This window comes from Bifidobacterium sp. ESL0728 (assembly GCF_029392015.1).
Taxonomy (GTDB): Bacteria; Actinomycetota; Actinomycetes; order Actinomycetales; family Bifidobacteriaceae; genus Bifidobacterium.
In genome coordinates this window covers 1,658,412-1,676,041 of the sequence record NZ_CP113925.1, presented here as the reverse complement: position 1 = coordinate 1,676,041, position 17,630 = coordinate 1,658,412, and the positions used below count along the sequence as shown (strand labels likewise).

Here is a 17,630-nt window from a genome sequence, read left to right as displayed (position 1 = left end):
AGGCACTTCGATGCGTCGCGGATTGGGAATCGTTCTGAGCGCTTGCCTGATGTTGTCCACTTTGCCGGCACTGGTTTCCTGCGCCCCGAAGAACGCGGCGGTGGGGGATACCACTTCCGAGGCCCGGCACATCAATCACGACAGCGTCGACAAATCCGACATCTTGATCGGCGTTGTTACCACCGGGGACGAAGAACTCGACCGGACGGTGCTGGACGCCTTTAAAAAAGCCGAAATCAAGGCTGTTTATGCTCCCATGCCCGACGGCAGTACGACGCTCAATCCTCTCCAATCGTTCAAGGATATGGCCAGTAGGCCTGTCACCGCTTTCGTGGTCGACAGTCTCAATATGCAAGGCAGGCAGGCGGACGGTTGGATTGAGGCCTTACGCTGCGCGCGGGACGCCGGTATTCCGGTGATATTGGTCAATGCCGGTAAAGTCCCGAACGATACGAATCTCTATGCCGAATCGTTGCGGATAGTGCCAACGGCACAGGGCAAGGGCACGGTTGCGTTCGACCAGGCCGTCCAATCCGCGATCAATGACAATCCGCATGGCAAAACAATCAGCGTGACATTACCGTAAATATGCGGCAAGAGCCGAACGCGAACGCATACGACACGATAGAGTGGCACAGCATATACTTTAACAAGGAATAGGCCGCCTAAGGCTTTTAGATGGCGGCGGGTGAGTACAGGAATCGCATCAGTAACCGTGGAACCCATGTTTGAGATGAACAGGGCACGGGTGAGGGGCAATCAATGAGCGCAACCGGAATGTTCGGGCACGATGACGGCAAGGCCGCAGCCGAGGTACCCGCAAACGGCAATACCGCGAATAACGGCAAAGGCAACGGCGGGCAGCAAAGCACGTCCACAGTTCGGCTTCCCCAGATTTCCGAAGTGGGTCTGACTTCCGCAGAGGTCGCGGAACAGGTCGCGCAGGGCAACGTCAACAAAATCGACACCGAAAGCTCGCGCTCGCTAGGGCAGATTATCCGCGAGAACGTCTTTACGCTCTTCAACGCCATCATTTTCGTGGCCATGGTTCTGGTGCTTCTGACCGGACAGTGGAAGGACGCCGTTTTCGGGCTGGTCATCATCATCAATTCCGGCATTGGCGTCTTCACTGAAATGCGCGCGAAGCACACGCTCGACAAGCTTTCCATTCTGGTCGCCTCGAAATCGTTGGTACGCCGGGACGGTCAGGACGTCGAAATCGAGCACGAGGACATCGTGCTTGGTGATTTGCTTTGGCTCCGAAGCGGCGAACAGGTGCCCGCCGACGCCACCATCGTGCATACGTGGGGCTTGGAACTTGACGAATCGATGCTTACCGGCGAATCCCGCACAGTGAAAAAAGGCGAGGGGGCCGAGGTCTATTCCGGTTCCAACGCGACTTCCGGCATGGCGCTGGTCCGCGTCGACGCGGTGGGCGAGCAGGGCTACGCCGCAAAATTGACGGCCAAGGCCAAAGTCTACAAGAAGACCGTTTCCGATTTGAGCAAGGGCATCAACACCATTCTCAAGGTGATGACCGTCATCGTCATTCCGCTTTGCATTCTTCTGGTCGCCTCCCAGATTCGTACCGTCGGCGGCTGGCAGGTCGCCTTCACCACGGGAGCTTGGCGTTCGGCCATCGTCTCGGCCGTGGCTGGCGTGGTCGGCATGATTCCTGAAGGCCTGGTGTTGCTGACCTCGCTCAACTTCGCCATCGCCGCGATGCGTCTGGCACGTCAGCATACGCTGGTTCAGGAGCTGGAAAGCGTCGAGACGCTGGCCCGCGTCGACGCGCTGAACCTCGACAAGACCGGCACGATCACCGACGGCGGCATCGTCTTCAACCAGGTCGTGATGCTCGGCGAGGCCGATAGCGCAAGTCCGGCGGCCGATGCCGATATCGTGGTCGACGCGCCGTCCGGCAAAAACGCCGAGCACGCCAGTGTGACCGTCGGCACCACCGACGACGAAAAATCCGCTGCGGTGCAGGCGCTTTACGATCTTTCCAACGAGGAGAACCCCAACGGTACCGGTCAGGCAGTGCTCAAGGCATTGAACGCCAAGGGTGTGCGCGCTCAGGCCATCGACGCGCGTGTGCCCTTCTCGTCGGCCCGCAAGTGGAGCGCCATTGTGCGCGGCGGCGACGTCTGGTACATGGGTGCCCCGGAAATGCTCTTCAGTGGCTTCGAAGGGGACAGCACAGCGGCCAAGAACATGGTGGCCAAGTACGCCGACCAAGGTATGCGCGTATTACTGATTGCCCGGGCGGCCGGTGCCTGTGCCGGCCCCGAAGCGGCGACCAATTTTGAGAACGACCCGCGTTTGATTTCCTCCTCCGTTCCGGTTGCTTTGGTGCTGTGCCAGGAGCACATCCGCGACGACGCCGAGGAGACGCTGGTCTGGTTCCGCGAGCAGGGGGTGCGTTGCCGCATCATCTCCGGCGACAGCCCGGCCACCGTCGGCGCCATCGCGAGGACGGTTCGCTTGACTGGCGACCGCGAACCGGTGGCGATGGACGCCCGCGAGCTGCCCAGCGATGTCAAGAAACTTTCCACCGTTATGGAGAACGTCGATGTGCTCGGCCGCGTTTTGCCCGAGCAGAAGAAGGCGATCGTCGACGCGTTGCATGAAAGCAAGCATGTCGTGGCGATGACCGGTGATGGTGTCAACGATGCGTTGGCCTTGAAAGAGGCCGATTTGGGCATCGCGATGGGCAATGCTGCGCCTGCCACCAAGGCCGTGGCGCAGGTCGTGCTGGTCGATTCCAAGTTCTCCCATCTGCCCAGCGTCGTGGCCCGAGGCCGTCAGGTCATGGCCAATATGGAACGTGTCTCGTCGCTCTTCCTGGTCAAAACCGTCTACTCCGCGCTGATTTCGCTCGGTGTGGTCTGCACGTTCATCCCCTTCCCGTACCTGCCGCGCCACATCACCTACATCGGTGCGCTGACCATCGGTATTCCGGCGTTTATCCTTGCGCTCGCACCGAACAACCGCCGCTATATTCCGGGCTTCCTGGGGCGTGTGGTGCGCTTCGCCTTGCCTGGCGGCATAGCCGTGGCGCTTTCCGTGTTGCTGACAGCTTGGACGCTGCCGGGCTTCATGAACTGGAATGTCTCCAAACCGGGCGATCTGTTGAAGTTGCGCGATATCTGCGCCATCGTCGTCTTCGTATTGGGCATTTTGGTGATGGCTCGCGTGGCCCAGCCTTTGAAGTCGTGGCGTGGCGTTCTCGTCGCAGCGTTTGCGGCGGCGGGCCTGATCGGCATGTTCATTCCGATCGTCTCGAACTTCTTCGAGCTTGAGTTCCCGACCGGCTGGACGTTGGTGGCCACCATCATCGTGCTCGTGCTTTCCATCGTCATCTTCGCCGGTATCCAGACCATCGCCGACCTCTTCGGTCGGGTTTACTCGAACATCGTCAATCGCAAGAAGAACAAGAACAAGTAGATTCGCGTCTGTCGCCGGCATTTTCATCAATCATGCTGGTCTGGCGTCTTTGCAATCCAAAGGAAGCCAGACTTGCGTTTTTGTGGTTGCTTTGTGCCGGTGCGCCGGTTCGATTTCGTCAAGAACCAAGGAATATCGAATTGGCAAACTTTATTTTTGTGTTGATAATCAACCGATTTTGATAACGTTCATACAGTTCCGCGTTGGCCGGCCTCTGGGTCTCACATAGTGAATCGGTTGCTTTCGTTGATTTCCCAACGGTTTTATCTTGTAATTATCACGGAATCAACGAAGAAACGATGTTATTAACGTTTCCGACTTTCGTTTGACCGATAATGAAAACGAAATGTTATTACAACGTTCGGAGGGTTTCAATGTCATTGCGGGACAAGCAGCTGGGTACATTGCAGGTCGGGGACAAGGTTGTCGATTATTACCGGATCGCTGACTTGCCGGGCATCGAGCACCTGCCGTATTCGCTGAAGGTCTTGGTCGAAAACCTGCTGCGCCGCATTGACGGCGTCAACGTCACCGAAGACCAGGTCAACGAGCTGCTCAAGTGGGACCCGAATGCCGAACCCAGCCACGAGATTGAATTTGGCCCTTCGCGCGTCCTGATGCAGGACTTCACCGGTGTTCCGTGCATCGTTGACCTGGCCACCATGCGTGACGCGGTGGCGGAGTTGGGTGGCGACCCCGAGGTCATCAACCCACAGGTCGAGGCCGACATGGTCATCGACCACTCCGTGCAGATCGACAACTACGGTGTGGCCGACGCGGTCGCGCGCAACATGGACCGCGAATACCAGCGCAACGGCGAACGGTATCGTTTCCTGCGTTGGGGCCAGCAGGCGTTCAAGAACTTCCGCGTGGTGCCGCCGGGAACCGGCATCATCCATCAGGTCAACATTGAATATCTTGCCAAAGTCGTCATGAGCAAGCCGGGGGAGCGCGGGCGTGACCTCGCCTATCTCGATTCCTGCGTCGGCACCGATTCGCACACCACCATGGTCGGCGGTTTGGGCGTGCTCGGTTGGGGTGTCGGCGGTATCGAAGCCGAGGCGGCCATGTTGGGCCAGCCCATCTCCATGCTCGTCCCGCGTGTGGTCGGTTTTAAACTGACTGGTTCCATCCCCGAAGGCGTCACCGCCACCGACGTGGTGCTCACCATCACCCAGATGCTGCGCGAACACGGCGTAGTCGGCAAGTTCGTCGAGTTCTACGGCGACGGTGTCGCCTCCGTGCCGCTGGCCAACCGTGCCACCATCGGCAATATGAGCCCCGAGTTCGGCTCGACCTGCGGCATCTTCCCAATCGATCAGGTAACGTTGGATTATCTGCGCTTGACTGGTCGCAGCGACGAGCAGATTGCGCTGGTCGAAGCCTATGCCAAGGCCAATCGTCTCTGGGGTGACACCAGTGACCCCGATTACGTCGAGCCTGAATATTCCGAATACATGGAACTGGATTTGGGCACCGTCGTCCCGTCCATCGCTGGCCCGAAGCGTCCGCAGGATCGCATCCGTCTCGATCAGGCCAAAGAAATGTTCGAAAGAACTCTGTCAGACTACGAAACGCCGAAAACCAACCGGAATCCGGTGCCGGTACATACTGATTTCCGCGGTGATTTCGAGATCACGAACGGCGACGTCGCCATCGCCTCCATCACCAGCTGCACCAACACCTCCAACCCCTCGGTGATGATCGCCGCCGGACTGCTTGCCCGCGCCGCCCGCAAGCACGGTCTGAAGCCCAAGCCGTGGGTGAAGACCTCGCTGGCCCCAGGCTCGCAGGTCGTGGCCGACTATTTGAAGAAGGCCGGCCTGCAGGAGGACTTGGACTCATTGGGCTACGAACTGGTCGGTTTCGGCTGCACCACCTGCATCGGCAATTCCGGCCCGCTGTTGCCTGAGATTTCGAAAGCGGTCAACGACAACGATCTGACGGTGGTCTCGGTGCTCTCCGGCAACCGCAACTTCGAAGGGCGCATCAGCCCCGATGTCAAGATGAACTATCTGGCCTCGCCGCCGCTCGTGATCGCCTACGCCATCGCAGGCACGCTCGATTTCGACTTCGAAACCCAGCCGCTTGGCACGGACGCTAAAACCGGTCGCAAGATTTTCCTGCGCGATATCTGGCCTTCCAACGAGGAAGTCGCCAAAGTCGTCTCGGCCTCCGTCAACCGTGAGATGTTCGTGCGTGACTACGCCGACGTCTTCGAAGGCGACGAACGCTGGAAGTCCCTCGACGTGCCGAAGGGCGAGCGTTTCGCATGGGATCCGGATTCGACCTACGTGCGCAAGCAGATCTTCTTCGACGGCATGAGTGCCAATCCGCAGTCGGTGAGCGATGTCCGCGGTGCTCGCGTGCTGGCGTTGCTGGGTGACTCGGTGACCACCGACCACATCTCGCCGGCCGGCGCATTCCCCGCCTCGAGTCCTGCGGGCAAATACCTCTTGGAACACGGCATTCAGCCCAAGGACTTCAATTCCTATGGTTCGCGTCGCGGCAATCACGAAGTGATGGTTCGTGGCACCTTCGGCAACATCCGTCTGCGCAACCAACTGCTCGCCTCTGTGGGTGAAGAGGTACGTCCCGGCGGGTTCACCTACGATTTTGTCACTGGCAAGCCCTCCACGATTTTCGACGCCTCGCTCGATTACCACAAGGCCGGCACCCCGTTGGTCGTGCTCGCAGGTTCGGAATACGGCACCGGTTCGTCGCGCGACTGGGCGGCCAAAGGCACGCTGATGCTCGGCGTCAAGGTCGTCATCGCCCGCAGTTTCGAGCGCATCCACCGCTCCAACCTCATCGGCATGGGCGTGCTGCCCCTGCAGTTCCCCGAAGGCCAGTCGGCAGAGTCGTTGGGTCTCGACGGTACCGAAACCTACGATTTCCAAGGCATCGAGGCACTCAACAACGGCAAGATTCCCGAGACCGTCCACGTCGTCGCCACCAAGCCTGCGACTGATGATGGTGCGACCATCGCCACCAAGCCTGCGACCGAGGGCAAGTCCGCGACCGCTACCGGAACCTCAACCGGCGGCAAGTCCGCGACCAAGCCGATCGAATTCGACGCCACCGTCCGCATCGATACTCCAGGCGAGGCCGAATACTATCGCAACGGCGGCATTCTCCAGTACGTCCTGCGCCGGTTGATGAAATAGGCTCCAACACAAGTCGGCAGATAGGTTTTAAGAAATGGCGGAATAGAGCCAATCTCAAAAACCTATCTACCGACTTGTGCTTTGCTAAAGATCCGCCCGCTCCACAATCCTGCTCAGCAAAACGCGATTGACATCGAGTTTGGCGCATGCGGCCGAGAGCTCTGCCTTCACCGTGCGCTCGGAGATAAACATTTCCTTGGCGATTTCGGCATTGGAAAGTCCCTCTGCCGCCAGCATCGCGGCTTTGCGCTCGCGTTCGCCGAGTCCGGAAAGCAGCCTTCTCGCCTCGTCGCGTCGTGAACGGAAACGATCCTTCTCCAAATCATTCATGAGCTGGCGTTGGCTGTCGGTGTTGAATTGCGGGCTTCCCAGGCATACCGCCAAGATGTGCTTGACGATGTTTTCGGCGGGATCGGTTTTGGAGACGAATCCTTCGGCTCCGGCCTCGATGGCGCGTTCCACTGTGCTTGAAGGGCTGAGCGCCGTCAGAATCAGTACATGTGGCCGCGGTGCGAGTTGAAGCATCCGACGAGTCGCTTCGATGCCGTCCATGCCAGGCATATCGATGTCCATCAGCACCACGTCGGGATGTTCGCTTTTGGCGTGCTCCAGAGCCTGAGCCCCGTCGGTCGCCGTGGACAGCACCTCGATAGCACCGTCCGAAGATTCGGTGAGGATCATGGCCAGGGTCTGGCAAATCAGCGGGTCGTCATCGATGACGCTGACGGTGATTGGTTTGCTGGTGCCTTGCTCGGTGACGGTTTGCTCGCTCATGCTTGCAATTCTAGCGAATCACGGGCTACAAAAGCCTTCGGTCATTGAATTTCCGGTCTGTGGTAAACCGCGGAATGAATATGCTATGCAGCGTAAGTATTTTTGACCGATAATTTACAATTCCGTATCCGAATATCCTAAGATAAAGATCGCCCACGAAATAACGGTTTACCGATCAAGCATCACTTCGCGATCCATGGCAGCGAGACTTCGAGATTGAATTGCCCGCGTTGATCAAGTCCGTAGGAACAGTTGCCTCCGGCCGTATGCACACGCTCGGTGAGACCGGGAAGTCCTGCGCCGCCATTGCCTTGTGCAGGGCCGTTTGGAACGTTATGCACAACGGGGTTGATCAGATGCACGTGGATTCCCGCTTCCGGCCGGGCAGTGACCTCCAAGGAGACCGGTGCTCCCGGCGCGTGTTTGCGTGCGTTGGTCAGCCCCTCCTGAATGGCACGATAGGCCACTTTGCCGATGTTTTCGTTCAGCTCACTGAGCTGGTTGATGTCGATCCACGTCGAAAGTCTTGTCCCGTTATCGGTGGAAGAAGCCAGAAGCTCCTGTAAGGTGGCCCGGCTCAATGAGGTCTCGTCGCTTGCGGCAAGTGCATTCACCGCCGCCTGCGGGTCGCGTAGCATGTCGATGACGGTGTGTGCCTCGTTGACTGCCTGTGCCGCCTGGCTGCGTATCTGCTCGGATTCCCGTTTCGTTTGGTCTACCAATGCCGTCAGCGTGTCGTCGCTGCCAGTTTGATGATTCGAGCGCACTAGTTTTGCCAGTTTTCCGGTTTGTATGGTCAGTGCATTCGCGTTGAGCGCGACCAGTGACAAAGTATGAGCCAGGGTATCATGCGCTTCGGCGGCGATGGCATCGGAAAGCTGTTGGTTGCTCAAGCTTGTTTGCAGATTATTGGCTTGGGTCTGCGCCGCATTTGCCTTGAGTGTTTCGGCTTTGAGATTGGCGCGTGAACGGATGTGCAGGCCGATCAGCGTGGCAATGAGCACGCTGACGAGCGCCGCGATGATGGCCGTGACACGCATGGTGGTGATGCTGGATGCCAGAACAATGGGGTCGTGCGCGGTGTCTGCCCGTGGTTTGGCGAAGAAAACCGCCCATACCGAGCGCTTCAATGGTTGCAACGTGTCGCGTACCTGGGCGAATACCGCGATGGCGGTGGCTATGACAATCGCCACAATCGAGCGTCGCTGCCCTGAACGACGTGCCAACAGCGCGCTCAGGGCCATGGTGGAGAGGATGGAATCAAACGGGAATACCAATACCAGCAGGCAAGCGAAAAGAAAAACGTATTCCGGATATGTAGATCTTTTCAGGAAGATGAATCCCACGGCCAGCGAGAGCAACAGCGACAAGATGCTCCAGATTGCGCCCAGCCCGCCTTGCTTGACGGCATCGGACATGAGAAATACCGTCTCCACAAAGCACATCAGATCGGCGAAAACAATCATGGCGACGGTGCACCACCATTTGGTGTCCACCTCCACGAACTGCGAATCATCCGAAAGTATGCCCAAATGTGATAGCAGATGCTGCGAACCGGGCGTTAAAGAGGTCATGAAACTATTCTATGGGATGGATATACGGGAAGGCCATTGGGCGTTTGGGCTAAAACGATTACGGAAGTTTGCCCTTTCGGGCGGTCAGTTTGGTCCTTTGGTCCAATGGAAAACCGTTTCATATGAAGAAATAATGTGCTTAAGGACGTTGCCGAGAATCGTTGAGGTTTTCCTGACGTCTTTCATTATCGGTCTCAAAGACAAGGGAACAACATGCCAGATTCACCTCAATCCAGCAACGGACAAAAGAAAATCGAAGACAATATACAAGGTTCGCCGTCGAACAATCCGATCAATGCTTCGCGGGGCAACGGTTTTGCGCAGGCCGAAGGTGCAACGGGCGGCACGCCAGATTCGCCCGCAGACAATGCAAATATGTCAATGGCGCGGAATCCGTTTCCTGTGGTCAACGGGGGTGTGCACTCGCCGAATGCCCAATATAACGGGCGTCCGGGCCGCAACAAGCCGGAGCATCTGTCGGCCGGTGGCGTCACCGCACTGGTTCTGGGCATTGTGGGCACGGTGCTGAGTTTCATTCCCATCGTCAACAATGTCGCAGCCGTCCTGGGCGTCATCGGCGTGGTGTTCGGTGTCATCGGCTTGTTCGGGGTATTCAGAGGCAAGAAGCGCGGCAAAGCGCTCACCATCGCCGGTGTCGTGCTGAGTATTGTCGCCATCGTCATCACGCTGGGTATGCAATCGTCTGCAAGCAAGGCGTTCGATTCGGCCTCCAAAAGCGTGCCTTCATCCACCTCGCAACAGCAGTCGCCCCAGCAAAAGAAAGCAAATGTGCCTATGGAATATACTAATGCGCTGGCTTCGGCCAAGACATATAGCGACACCATGCATATGAGCAAACAGGGTATTTACGATCAACTAACCAGCGAAGCGGGTGACAAGTTCAGTGCACAAGCGGCACAATATGCTGTCGACAATCTCAAAGCGGATTACAATGCGAATGCCCTCGCAGCGGCCAAATCGTATGAGAAAAACATGCATATGAGCCCAGAAGCCATACGAGAGCAGCTTACTGCGTCTGCCGGTGATAAATTCACTCCTCAGGAAGCTGACTATGCAATCCAGCATCTTAACGATTAGTTTCGCCATCACTGAGCCCGACTTGATGAGTGTCTCTATGCGAGGAATCGCAATTCGACGTAGTGATCATGCCGAGTGATTGGTTCCGGAGAAATAAAAAAGTCGGTCGACAGCAAATCAGAAATGGCTTCATTACGCCATTTTGATATTGCTGTCGGCCGACCTTTTTATTTGAATGTCAGTTGTCGCTGTTGCCGAAGATCTGCAGCAGGTAGAGGAACATGTTGATGAAGTCGAGGTAAAGGTTCAGGGCGCAGATGATGGAGATGCGGTTGAACATCACGGTGTCGCCGGAACGCTCGGCCACGTCGAACATGGCGCGCGTCTGCTGGGCATCGTACATCGTCAATCCTGCGAAGATGACGAGGCCGATGGCGCCGGTGATCATCAGCGTGGTGTGCGAGGGCGCGAGGAACATCATGATGACTTCGCCGACCAGCAGAACCAAAAGCGCCACGAAGAGAATCGGGCCGGCCTTGAGCATGTCCTTCTTGGTGGTCAGGGAAAGCATGGTGAGCACGAAGAAGAACGCGACGCACATGCCCAGCGCGATGCCGATGGACGGCAGGCTGTAGGTCGCGAAAATCGTCGCGAGCGTAAAGCCGGTCAGCGCCGCGTAAAGGTAGAACAGCACGTGTGCGGTGCCGACGCTCATCTTGTCGATGCGCCAGCCCAAAACGATGGCGATGGCCACCTGCACCACGGCCAGGCCGATCCAGCCGACCATGCCCGTCGCCATCAGGAAACCATCAAGAGCGCCGGTCATCTGTGTGAGAACGGCGACCACGGCCGTGAGCAGCAGGCCAAGCGTCATCTCGCCGTATGCCTTGGTGGTGGAGACGTGGCGTGCGTGCTCGAAGGAATAGGCGGTCTGCCCGTTCATCGTCATCGTCGGCGCGGCTGTTCCGACGCCCGCGCCTGCGTATGCCGGCTGCCCATACTGAGGCTGGGCATAGGGCTGGCCATATTGCATGTTCTGACCTTGGCCGTACGACGGTTGGCCGTAGGGCTGTCCCTGCGGCTGTCCGTACTGGTTGTATTGCGGCTGTCCGTAGTTCTGCTCATACGGTGCCGGCTGCCCGTAAGGCTGCTGCGCGTTGTTGTTTTCAGGCTTGTTCCCGAAAGCCATGCCTGCTCCTTTTATCGATTTTCGATTGAAATTTTCTTTATGACTAAATACTACCGGCACAGTCTGGCAATTGGCTGAGTGTGAACAACAAAAAATACGGGAATAAAATTTGCCGGTTCCTGGGTACACCAGAAACCGGCAAAACGATATGGGAAAACGAAATCTTGGCGGCTTTTACTTCTTCGGGTCGAAGGTCTGCGAGGTCGGCGCTTCCTCCTGCTGGGGAGCGCCGTTGATGTCGCGGTGGATGTTCTGCATCTGCGTTTCGATGTTCTGCAGGCTGCGCGCGCAATCGAGCAACGTCTGCGAATGTTCGGTCAACTTGGCGTCAGGCAGGTTGGACTTGTAACGCAGGGCGTGCTCGAGGCTGGCCCAGTAATCCATGGCGATGGTGCGGAACTGCACCTCGACGGGTGTGTAGTGCTCGCCATTGGAAAGGAAAACCGGCACGGCATAGATGACGTGAAGGCTGCGGTAGCCGTTCTGTTTCGGGCTTTTGATGTAGTCCTTGACGCGCAGCACCTGGATGTCGGATTGGCTGGAAAGGTAGTTGGCCACGGAATAGACGTCATCGCGGTAGTTGCAGATCACGCGGATCCCGGCCACGTCGAAAAGGTTGTCGCGGATGGATTTCGTGCACATCGGCAGGTTGCGGCGTTGCAGTTTGCCGAGAATCGAGTTGACGGATTTGAGCCTGCGTTCCATATGGTGGATGGGGTCGTGCGCGAAATGGACATGGAACTCGCTGTCGAGCACTTCAAGCTTGGTGCTGATTTCGTACATCGCGCCTTCGTAGACCTGCATCATGTCGATGAATTCGGTGATTTCGCCGGAAGGGAAAACAGACTTTTCCGGCTCTACGCTGCCGGTTTCGGCCACTTTTTCGAGCCTTGCCTGGATTTCTGCGGTGTTAATGCGTTCGTGTCGATCAAGTATCACGTCTTACCATCATAACGAGTCCCGTCTATCTAAACTGGACGTTTCCTTAAAAACCAACGAAAAAGCGTAGGTTATGCCCGCCGTTAGAATCACGAATGATACAGCAAACGGCGATTTCGGGAGGTGGGCACATGGCCGCCAATGGCAGCAACGCCCGTGTCGTTTCCATTATCGGGCCCACCGCTTCGGGCAAAACCGGTCTGGGTATCGCGTTGGCGCGACGGCTTGGTGAGCGTGGCCGGAAAGCGGAGATTGTCAACGCCGACGCCTACCAGATGTACCGTTCCATGGATATCGGCACCGCCAAGGCGAGTGCACAGGAACAGGCGGCGGTGCCGCATCATCTGCTCGACATCATCGATCCCGGCGAAACCATGACCGTCGCGAGGTTCCAGAAACTGGCGCGTCGGAAAATTGCGGAGTTGCAGGGCAGGGGAGTCCGCCCGATTCTGGTCGGCGGTTCAGGTCTCTATGCGCGTGCGGCCATCGATGACATTTCGTTTCCCGGCACCGATCCGAAGGTACGTTCGCGGCTTGAGCAACGTGAGCAGACCGAGGGAGCCGGGGCGTTGTATGACGAACTGCAGCGCAAGGATCCTGAGGCCGCCGAGCGTATGGATCCGCACAACGCCCGTCGCACCATCCGCGCGCTTGAGGTCATCGAAATCACTGGCAGGCCTTATTCCGCAAGTCTTCCGCGTTACCGTTACGTCATTCCGTCGGTGCAGATCGGCCTTGACCTGCCACGTGAGGAACTTGACCGGCGCATCGACATCCGCACCGAGCAAATGCGTGAGCAGGGGTTCGTCGACGAGGTGCGTCGCATTCGCCCGCTTCTTGGCATCACCGCCTCGCGCGCCTTGGGCTACGCCCAAATCGAAGCGTATCTTGACGGGAAAATGAGCGAGGACGAGGCGTTCGCCGACATCGCACAGAAAACGAAGCGCTTGGCCCGCAAACAGATGGGATGGTTCGGCCGCGATCCGCGGATTCATTGGCTTGACGCGCTTGACGATGAGTTGACCGATAAAACGCTGGATATTGTGGCGAGGGCCAATGCCGGCGAATACGACGAGGCCGACGCCCATGCCGACGAGCGTCACGTCACCCACCATTTGGGTGACATCGCCGACCAGTGAGAAAAGCGCCAAAACTGCTTGCACATGGTGCTTTTTGCACGCCGTCAGTGACAAAAGCACCAAAAACGAGCTTAAATGGTGCTTTTCCCCGCAGTAATGCGCGAATCAGTGAGAAAAGCACCAAAATAGGCCTTAAAAGGTGCTTTTTTCACTGGTTGCGCGCGTTCAGTGCGCGGGGCCTTGCTCCCAACCGGAGATGAGGAAGATTCTGGTCGGGTTGGCAAGCCGGATGATCGAGGCGAACATACGCTCAAGACCGGAGATGTCATGTTCGAAAAGCGCAAGATCAGTCGCGTCCCGATAGCCTTCAAATGTGACCGTGCCCCAGTTCAAATCCCAACCTAGGGCATGCGTGAGTTCGGAAATGAAGATGCGCAGCACCATGCCGTTGCCGTAATTGAAGGGGTGCAGTGCGTTCAATTCGTCGTAGATGCCCGCCAGAGCGTGGATGAATCCTGCTCGGTCGAGTCTGGAAAGATGATCCTTTTCATTAAGTTGTGAGAATATGTTGGCCGCTCCGGTTTCGATAAGCGAGGCGGGGAAATACGGGCTTGGGGGTTGATGATTTTGAGGAGAATCCGAACGGTCGGTTCTGTTCGGTTGATTCGCTTTATTCTTCATGTCGTGATTTGTAGCGGTACCGCCTTCGCTGCGCAACGTTCCTGCCCTGTTCATCGCCCCGACGAAAAGCCCACGATGAATGATTTTGAGCTCGTCAAGCCCGCCATAAGCCGGCCATCCGCAATCGATGATCCGTACACAACGTGCGAAAATCCGGTCGTCACGAAGCTGTGTCTCGTCGGGCTTTCGGACTTGATCCTGCTTCTTATTACCCAGCTGTGTTTGATTAGATTTTTTAGTTCCATTTTGTTGGTCGTCTTGATTGTCGTTATCGGTCCCTGCAAATTTGATCGACGTTTTTTCGCTGGCCTCGTTTTCATCGGCGTCGAAGATTTCGGAGTTCCGGGATTTCGACTTTTCTTGGCGTAAACGTTGTGCCTGCTTCTCGGGTGTGCCGACGAAATCCGAAAGATCAATCGTGCCGCGCTGGTAGCTGTTTGCGGCCGCAACCATCGCGTCGCTCGGCACGATTGAGGAAAGCTCGCAGTTCTTATATGAGAACGCGACGGCGCTCGCACGTTCGGCAGGGGTCATGACCATGCCTCCATCGTAAGGCCATGGGCGAAATTGTCTTCGTTCGGCACCGTTGCGGGACGGTGATATCAATGACACTTTTATGCGCGGGGTGCCTTGGCTTTTGTGCTGTTAAGAGGTTTGCAGAAAAAGCGAGGGCCATGAAGCCATTTGGAAACTGTTCTTTTAACTATTACGACTTTCTTTGCGAAAGGCGTGAAATTTCCTCTGCATTTGAAAGGGTTGGGCAGGTTGGCCGTCCAACGCGTCCAACGGGGCGGGCTTGAAGTAGAATCACTGTTGTTATGGCACGTAAGACACAGACGAATGGCAAGAGCACCAAGACCCGTCGCAGTAAGGCGAACGGGTCTTCTTCTGATAAGAATATCGAGGCGACGAAGGTCATGCCACCCGCCGATGCCTCGTTCTTCGAGCGTCACTCCACGTTGTGCCGCATAGCCGGTTTCTTCGCGTTGGTGATTATCGCCATCATGTTCTGCGCCTCGGAATGGTTCCATGTCGACGGGTTCCTCGGCCATTGGCTGCACATGCTCGCCGCAGGCCTGTTCGGCATGATGAGCGTGGTGCTGCCGCTCTTTTTGCTCGTTCTGGCCTATCAGGTTTTGCTTGACCCCACCAAACACAAGCGCAACTGGCGGCTGATTGTCGGCTGTGCGCTGCTGTTCTGGTCGATCTGCTCGATTATCGATGCCATCGTCGCCTCCCCGTCACGCGATTTCAATATGGACGTGCTGCGTGGGGCCGGCGGCCTGCTTGGTTTCGCGTTGGGCTCTCCGTTGGCATGGGGCCTTTCCAGCATTTTCGCCGTCATTATTTTCGTGGTGGTGGTGATATTCTCGCTGCTGCTCATCATCAAGCTCGACATCACCAAGATTCCCGAGCAGCTGCAGGAGTGGTCGCAGCGCCGCAAAAGTGGGGACGGCAATGAAGGTGACACATCTGAAAATGCAGTCGTGAACACGCAAAGCGAGCAGTTCCCGAACGAAGTGCGTGTAGGCGACGAAACGCTGCAACTCGCTGAAGGCGTGCCGACCCACGATGGCAATGACGAAGAAAACGTAACCGACGCGACGGCACAGCCACGCAAGCGCGGTATCGGCGCATTCTTCTCCCGTATTTTCGGCCATGGGGATTCCGACGGCGACGACGACGGGAAACTGGAACGTTATGCTGGCGACGAGGCCTTCGACAGGGCCGCCGACCTCAATGGGCAGACCGATGAAACGCAGATTATCGAAGAGCACCGGCAGCCGCTGGTCGACCCGGTCACCGGCGAACTCCAGAGTGTCGCCGATGGGGTAGCACCGTCTTCTGCCATTCCGGCGAGCACAGGCGGATCAGGCAGCCTCACAGCCGGCAACATGGCAAATTCGGGTGCTGCGGCGAATGTCCGGTCTGGGATTTCCGGAGCCCCAACTGCAACCGGTCTTTCCGGCCCCTACGGAACCGCCATGGATTCCGAGGCTCCTGCCGCTGACCATACCAGCGATCCTTGGGCTGTGGTGGGCAAGGATGGCAGTGTCGCCGGAGCGGTGTTGCCGCAAGTCAAAGGCATTGGCGGGGGAGCCGCAAATCTGCCCGCTTCCGTCGCCAATCACGACGGAGATGACTCGGTGGCCAGGCACGAAGCCGAAAACGCCGCGGACGAGGAAGACAACCGGCCCTACCATCTTCCCAGCCTCGATATCCTGGTGAAAGGCAAGCCGCATCTGGCTCGCACCCAGGCCAACGACAACGTCATCAAGGCGCTGACCGCCACCTTCCACCAGTTCCACGTCGACGCCAAGGTCGTCGGCTTCCTGCGCGGCCCGTCGGTCACGCAGTATGAGGTCGAGCTGGGCCCGGGCGTGAAGGTCGAAAAGGTCACCAACCTGCAGCGCAACATCGCCTACGCCGTGGCCTCCACCGATGTGCGCATCCTCTCGCCGATTCCCGGCAAATCCGCCATCGGCATCGAGATTCCCAATATCGACCGTGAAATCGTCCACTTGGGAGACGTGCTGCGCAGCGACAAGGCCATGAACGACCCGAACCCGATGCTTGCCGGCGTCGGCAAGGACGTCGAAGGCCATTTCGTCACCGCCGACCTCACCAAGATGCCGCATCTTCTGGTCGCGGGTGCCACCGGATCCGGCAAGTCCAGCTTCATCAACTCCATGCTCACCTCGTTGATCATGCGTGCCACCCCTGAGCAGGTGCGCCTGATCATGGTCGACCCCAAGCGCGTCGAGCTTTCCGCCTACGCCGGCATACCGCACCTCTTGACCCCGATCATCACTGACCCGAAGAAGGCTGCGCAGGCGTTGGAATGGGTCGTCAAGGAGATGGACGCCCGCTACGACGACCTCCAGTATTTCGGCTTCCGTCACATCAAGGACTTCAACAAGGCCGTGCTCGCCGGCAAGGTCCATGCCCCGCTCGGCTCCAAACGCAAGGTTGCCCCGTATCCGTATATCGTCGTGGTCGTCGACGAGATGGCCGATCTGATGATGCTGGCCAAGAACGACGTCGAAAGCTCGATCCAACGTATTACGCAGTTGGCGCGTGCTGCCGGCGTCCACCTTGTGCTCGCCACGCAGCGCCCGTCCGTCGATGTCATCACCGGCCTGATCAAGGCCAACATTCCCTCACGTCTGGCTTTCGCCACCTCGTCGGCCACCGATTCCCGAGTCATCCTCGACACCACCGGTGCCGAATCGCTGATCGGTCAGGGTGACGCCCTCTTTCTGCCGATGGGTTCGGCCAAGCCGATCCGCGTGCAAGGCTCGTGGGTCGGGGAGTCCGAGATTCGTAAGGCCGTCGAATTCGCTCGAACCCAACGCAAGCCGCACTATCGCGAGGATATTGAGGAGATGGCCAAGAAGGCCGAAGAAAACGAGACGCATCCCGACGAGGAAATCGGCGACGATATGGACACGCTCTTGGAAGCGGCGAAGCTTGTGGTCACCACTCAGTTCGGTTCCACCTCGATGCTCCAGCGCAAGCTGCGCATCGGTTTCGCCAAGGCCGGTCGCATGATGGATCTGCTCGAATCGCGTGGTGTCGTAGGTCCGTCCGAGGGCTCGAAGGCCCGTGAGGTTCTGGTTCAGCCGCAAGACCTGACCCAGGTCCTCGACTTCATCCAAGGCAAGAGCGGTGCTGTCGCGCCTTCCGCTTCCGCCGGCCCCGCTGAGCAATAGCTGGTTAGGCATTTCCGTCGGTGGCCATT

The 17,630-nt window shown here is 57.8% G+C and carries 11 protein-coding genes; 6 read left to right on the top strand and 5 right to left on the bottom strand.

Annotated elements, in window-relative coordinates; translation table 11 throughout:
• Positions 1 to 10: 10 nt before the first annotated feature.
• From OZX67_RS06515 to acnA, 3 genes are all read left to right on the top strand, one after another.
• Positions 11 to 586 (top strand): hypothetical protein, encoded by a 576-nt coding sequence (locus OZX67_RS06515; RefSeq protein ID WP_277141892.1) that lies wholly within the window; start codon positions 11 to 13, stop codon positions 584 to 586.
• A gap of 176 nt (positions 587 to 762) precedes the next feature.
• Positions 763 to 3,447 carry an HAD-IC family P-type ATPase gene (locus OZX67_RS06510; protein ID WP_277141891.1) on the top strand — a complete coding sequence of 895 codons (2,685 nt, stop codon included), beginning with the start codon at positions 763 to 765 and terminating at the stop codon, positions 3,445 to 3,447.
• A gap of 374 nt (positions 3,448 to 3,821) precedes the next feature.
• Positions 3,822 to 6,614: an aconitate hydratase AcnA gene (acnA, locus tag OZX67_RS06505; protein WP_277141890.1), complete on the top strand. Its 2,793-nt coding sequence runs from the start codon at positions 3,822 to 3,824 to the stop codon at positions 6,612 to 6,614.
• Between the two features lie 84 nt (positions 6,615 to 6,698).
• On the opposite strand, the gene OZX67_RS06500 is transcribed toward acnA, so the two are convergent.
• Both OZX67_RS06500 and OZX67_RS06495 read right to left on the bottom strand, forming a co-directional pair.
• Positions 6,699 to 7,388: a response regulator transcription factor gene (locus OZX67_RS06500; RefSeq protein WP_277141889.1), complete on the bottom strand. Its 690-nt coding sequence runs from the start codon at positions 7,386 to 7,388 to the stop codon at positions 6,699 to 6,701.
• Between the two features lie 182 nt (positions 7,389 to 7,570).
• Positions 7,571 to 8,962 carry a sensor histidine kinase gene (locus OZX67_RS06495; protein ID WP_277141888.1) on the bottom strand — a complete coding sequence of 464 codons (1,392 nt, stop codon included), beginning with the start codon at positions 8,960 to 8,962 and terminating at the stop codon, positions 7,571 to 7,573.
• A gap of 213 nt (positions 8,963 to 9,175) precedes the next feature.
• Here OZX67_RS06495 and OZX67_RS06490 point away from each other — a divergent pair, with 213 nt between their 5' ends.
• The gene (locus OZX67_RS06490; protein WP_277141887.1) at positions 9,176 to 10,060 is read left to right on the top strand and encodes an Ltp family lipoprotein; all 885 of its coding nucleotides are present in this window, start codon (positions 9,176 to 9,178) and stop codon (positions 10,058 to 10,060) included.
• Between the two features lie 178 nt (positions 10,061 to 10,238).
• Here the strand turns inward: OZX67_RS06490 and OZX67_RS06485 are convergent, their stop codons facing one another.
• Together OZX67_RS06485 and OZX67_RS06480 are read right to left on the bottom strand one after the other, a co-directional pair.
• Positions 10,239 to 11,189, bottom strand: coding sequence for a Bax inhibitor-1 family protein (locus tag OZX67_RS06485; protein ID WP_277141886.1), 951 nt, complete (start codon positions 11,187 to 11,189; stop codon positions 10,239 to 10,241).
• Positions 11,190 to 11,363: 174 nt separating this feature from the next.
• A complete protein-coding gene (locus OZX67_RS06480; protein ID WP_277141885.1) occupies positions 11,364 to 12,128 on the bottom strand; it encodes a GTP pyrophosphokinase family protein in 765 nt (254 codons plus the stop codon).
• A 131-nt stretch (positions 12,129 to 12,259) separates the two neighbouring features.
• Here OZX67_RS06480 and miaA point away from each other — a divergent pair, with 131 nt between their 5' ends.
• Positions 12,260 to 13,267 (top strand): tRNA (adenosine(37)-N6)-dimethylallyltransferase MiaA, encoded by a 1,008-nt coding sequence (miaA, locus tag OZX67_RS06475; protein WP_277144983.1) that lies wholly within the window; start codon positions 12,260 to 12,262, stop codon positions 13,265 to 13,267.
• A 165-nt stretch (positions 13,268 to 13,432) separates the two neighbouring features.
• Here miaA and OZX67_RS06470 read toward each other — a convergent pair whose 3' ends face one another.
• A complete protein-coding gene (locus OZX67_RS06470; RefSeq protein ID WP_277141884.1) occupies positions 13,433 to 14,428 on the bottom strand; it encodes a Fic family protein in 996 nt (331 codons plus the stop codon).
• Positions 14,429 to 14,706: 278 nt separating this feature from the next.
• On the opposite strand from OZX67_RS06470, the gene OZX67_RS06465 reads away from it, so the two are divergent.
• Positions 14,707 to 17,601 (top strand): DNA translocase FtsK, encoded by a 2,895-nt coding sequence (locus OZX67_RS06465; RefSeq protein WP_277141883.1) that lies wholly within the window; start codon positions 14,707 to 14,709, stop codon positions 17,599 to 17,601.
• Positions 17,602 to 17,630: the final 29 nt, after the last annotated feature.

Bases quoted from the DNA above. Each gene is read 5' to 3' on its own strand.
- OZX67_RS06515 (WP_277141892.1), top strand. From the start codon at position 11: ATGCGTCGCGGATTGGGAATCGTTCTGAGCGCTTGCCTGATGTTGTCC.
- OZX67_RS06510 (WP_277141891.1), top strand. From the start codon at position 763: ATGAGCGCAACCGGAATGTTCGGGCACGATGACGGCAAGGCCGCAGCC.
- acnA (WP_277141890.1), top strand. From the start codon at position 3,822: ATGTCATTGCGGGACAAGCAGCTGGGTACATTGCAGGTCGGGGACAAG.
- OZX67_RS06500 (WP_277141889.1), bottom strand. From the start codon at position 7,388: ATGAGCGAGCAAACCGTCACCGAGCAAGGCACCAGCAAACCAATCACC.
- OZX67_RS06495 (WP_277141888.1), bottom strand. From the start codon at position 8,962: ATGACCTCTTTAACGCCCGGTTCGCAGCATCTGCTATCACATTTGGGC.
- OZX67_RS06490 (WP_277141887.1), top strand. From the start codon at position 9,176: ATGCCAGATTCACCTCAATCCAGCAACGGACAAAAGAAAATCGAAGAC.
- OZX67_RS06485 (WP_277141886.1), bottom strand. From the start codon at position 11,189: ATGGCTTTCGGGAACAAGCCTGAAAACAACAACGCGCAGCAGCCTTAC.
- miaA (WP_277144983.1), top strand. From the start codon at position 12,260: ATGGCCGCCAATGGCAGCAACGCCCGTGTCGTTTCCATTATCGGGCCC.
- OZX67_RS06470 (WP_277141884.1), bottom strand. From the start codon at position 14,428: ATGGTCATGACCCCTGCCGAACGTGCGAGCGCCGTCGCGTTCTCATAT.
- OZX67_RS06465 (WP_277141883.1), top strand. From the start codon at position 14,707: ATGGCACGTAAGACACAGACGAATGGCAAGAGCACCAAGACCCGTCGC.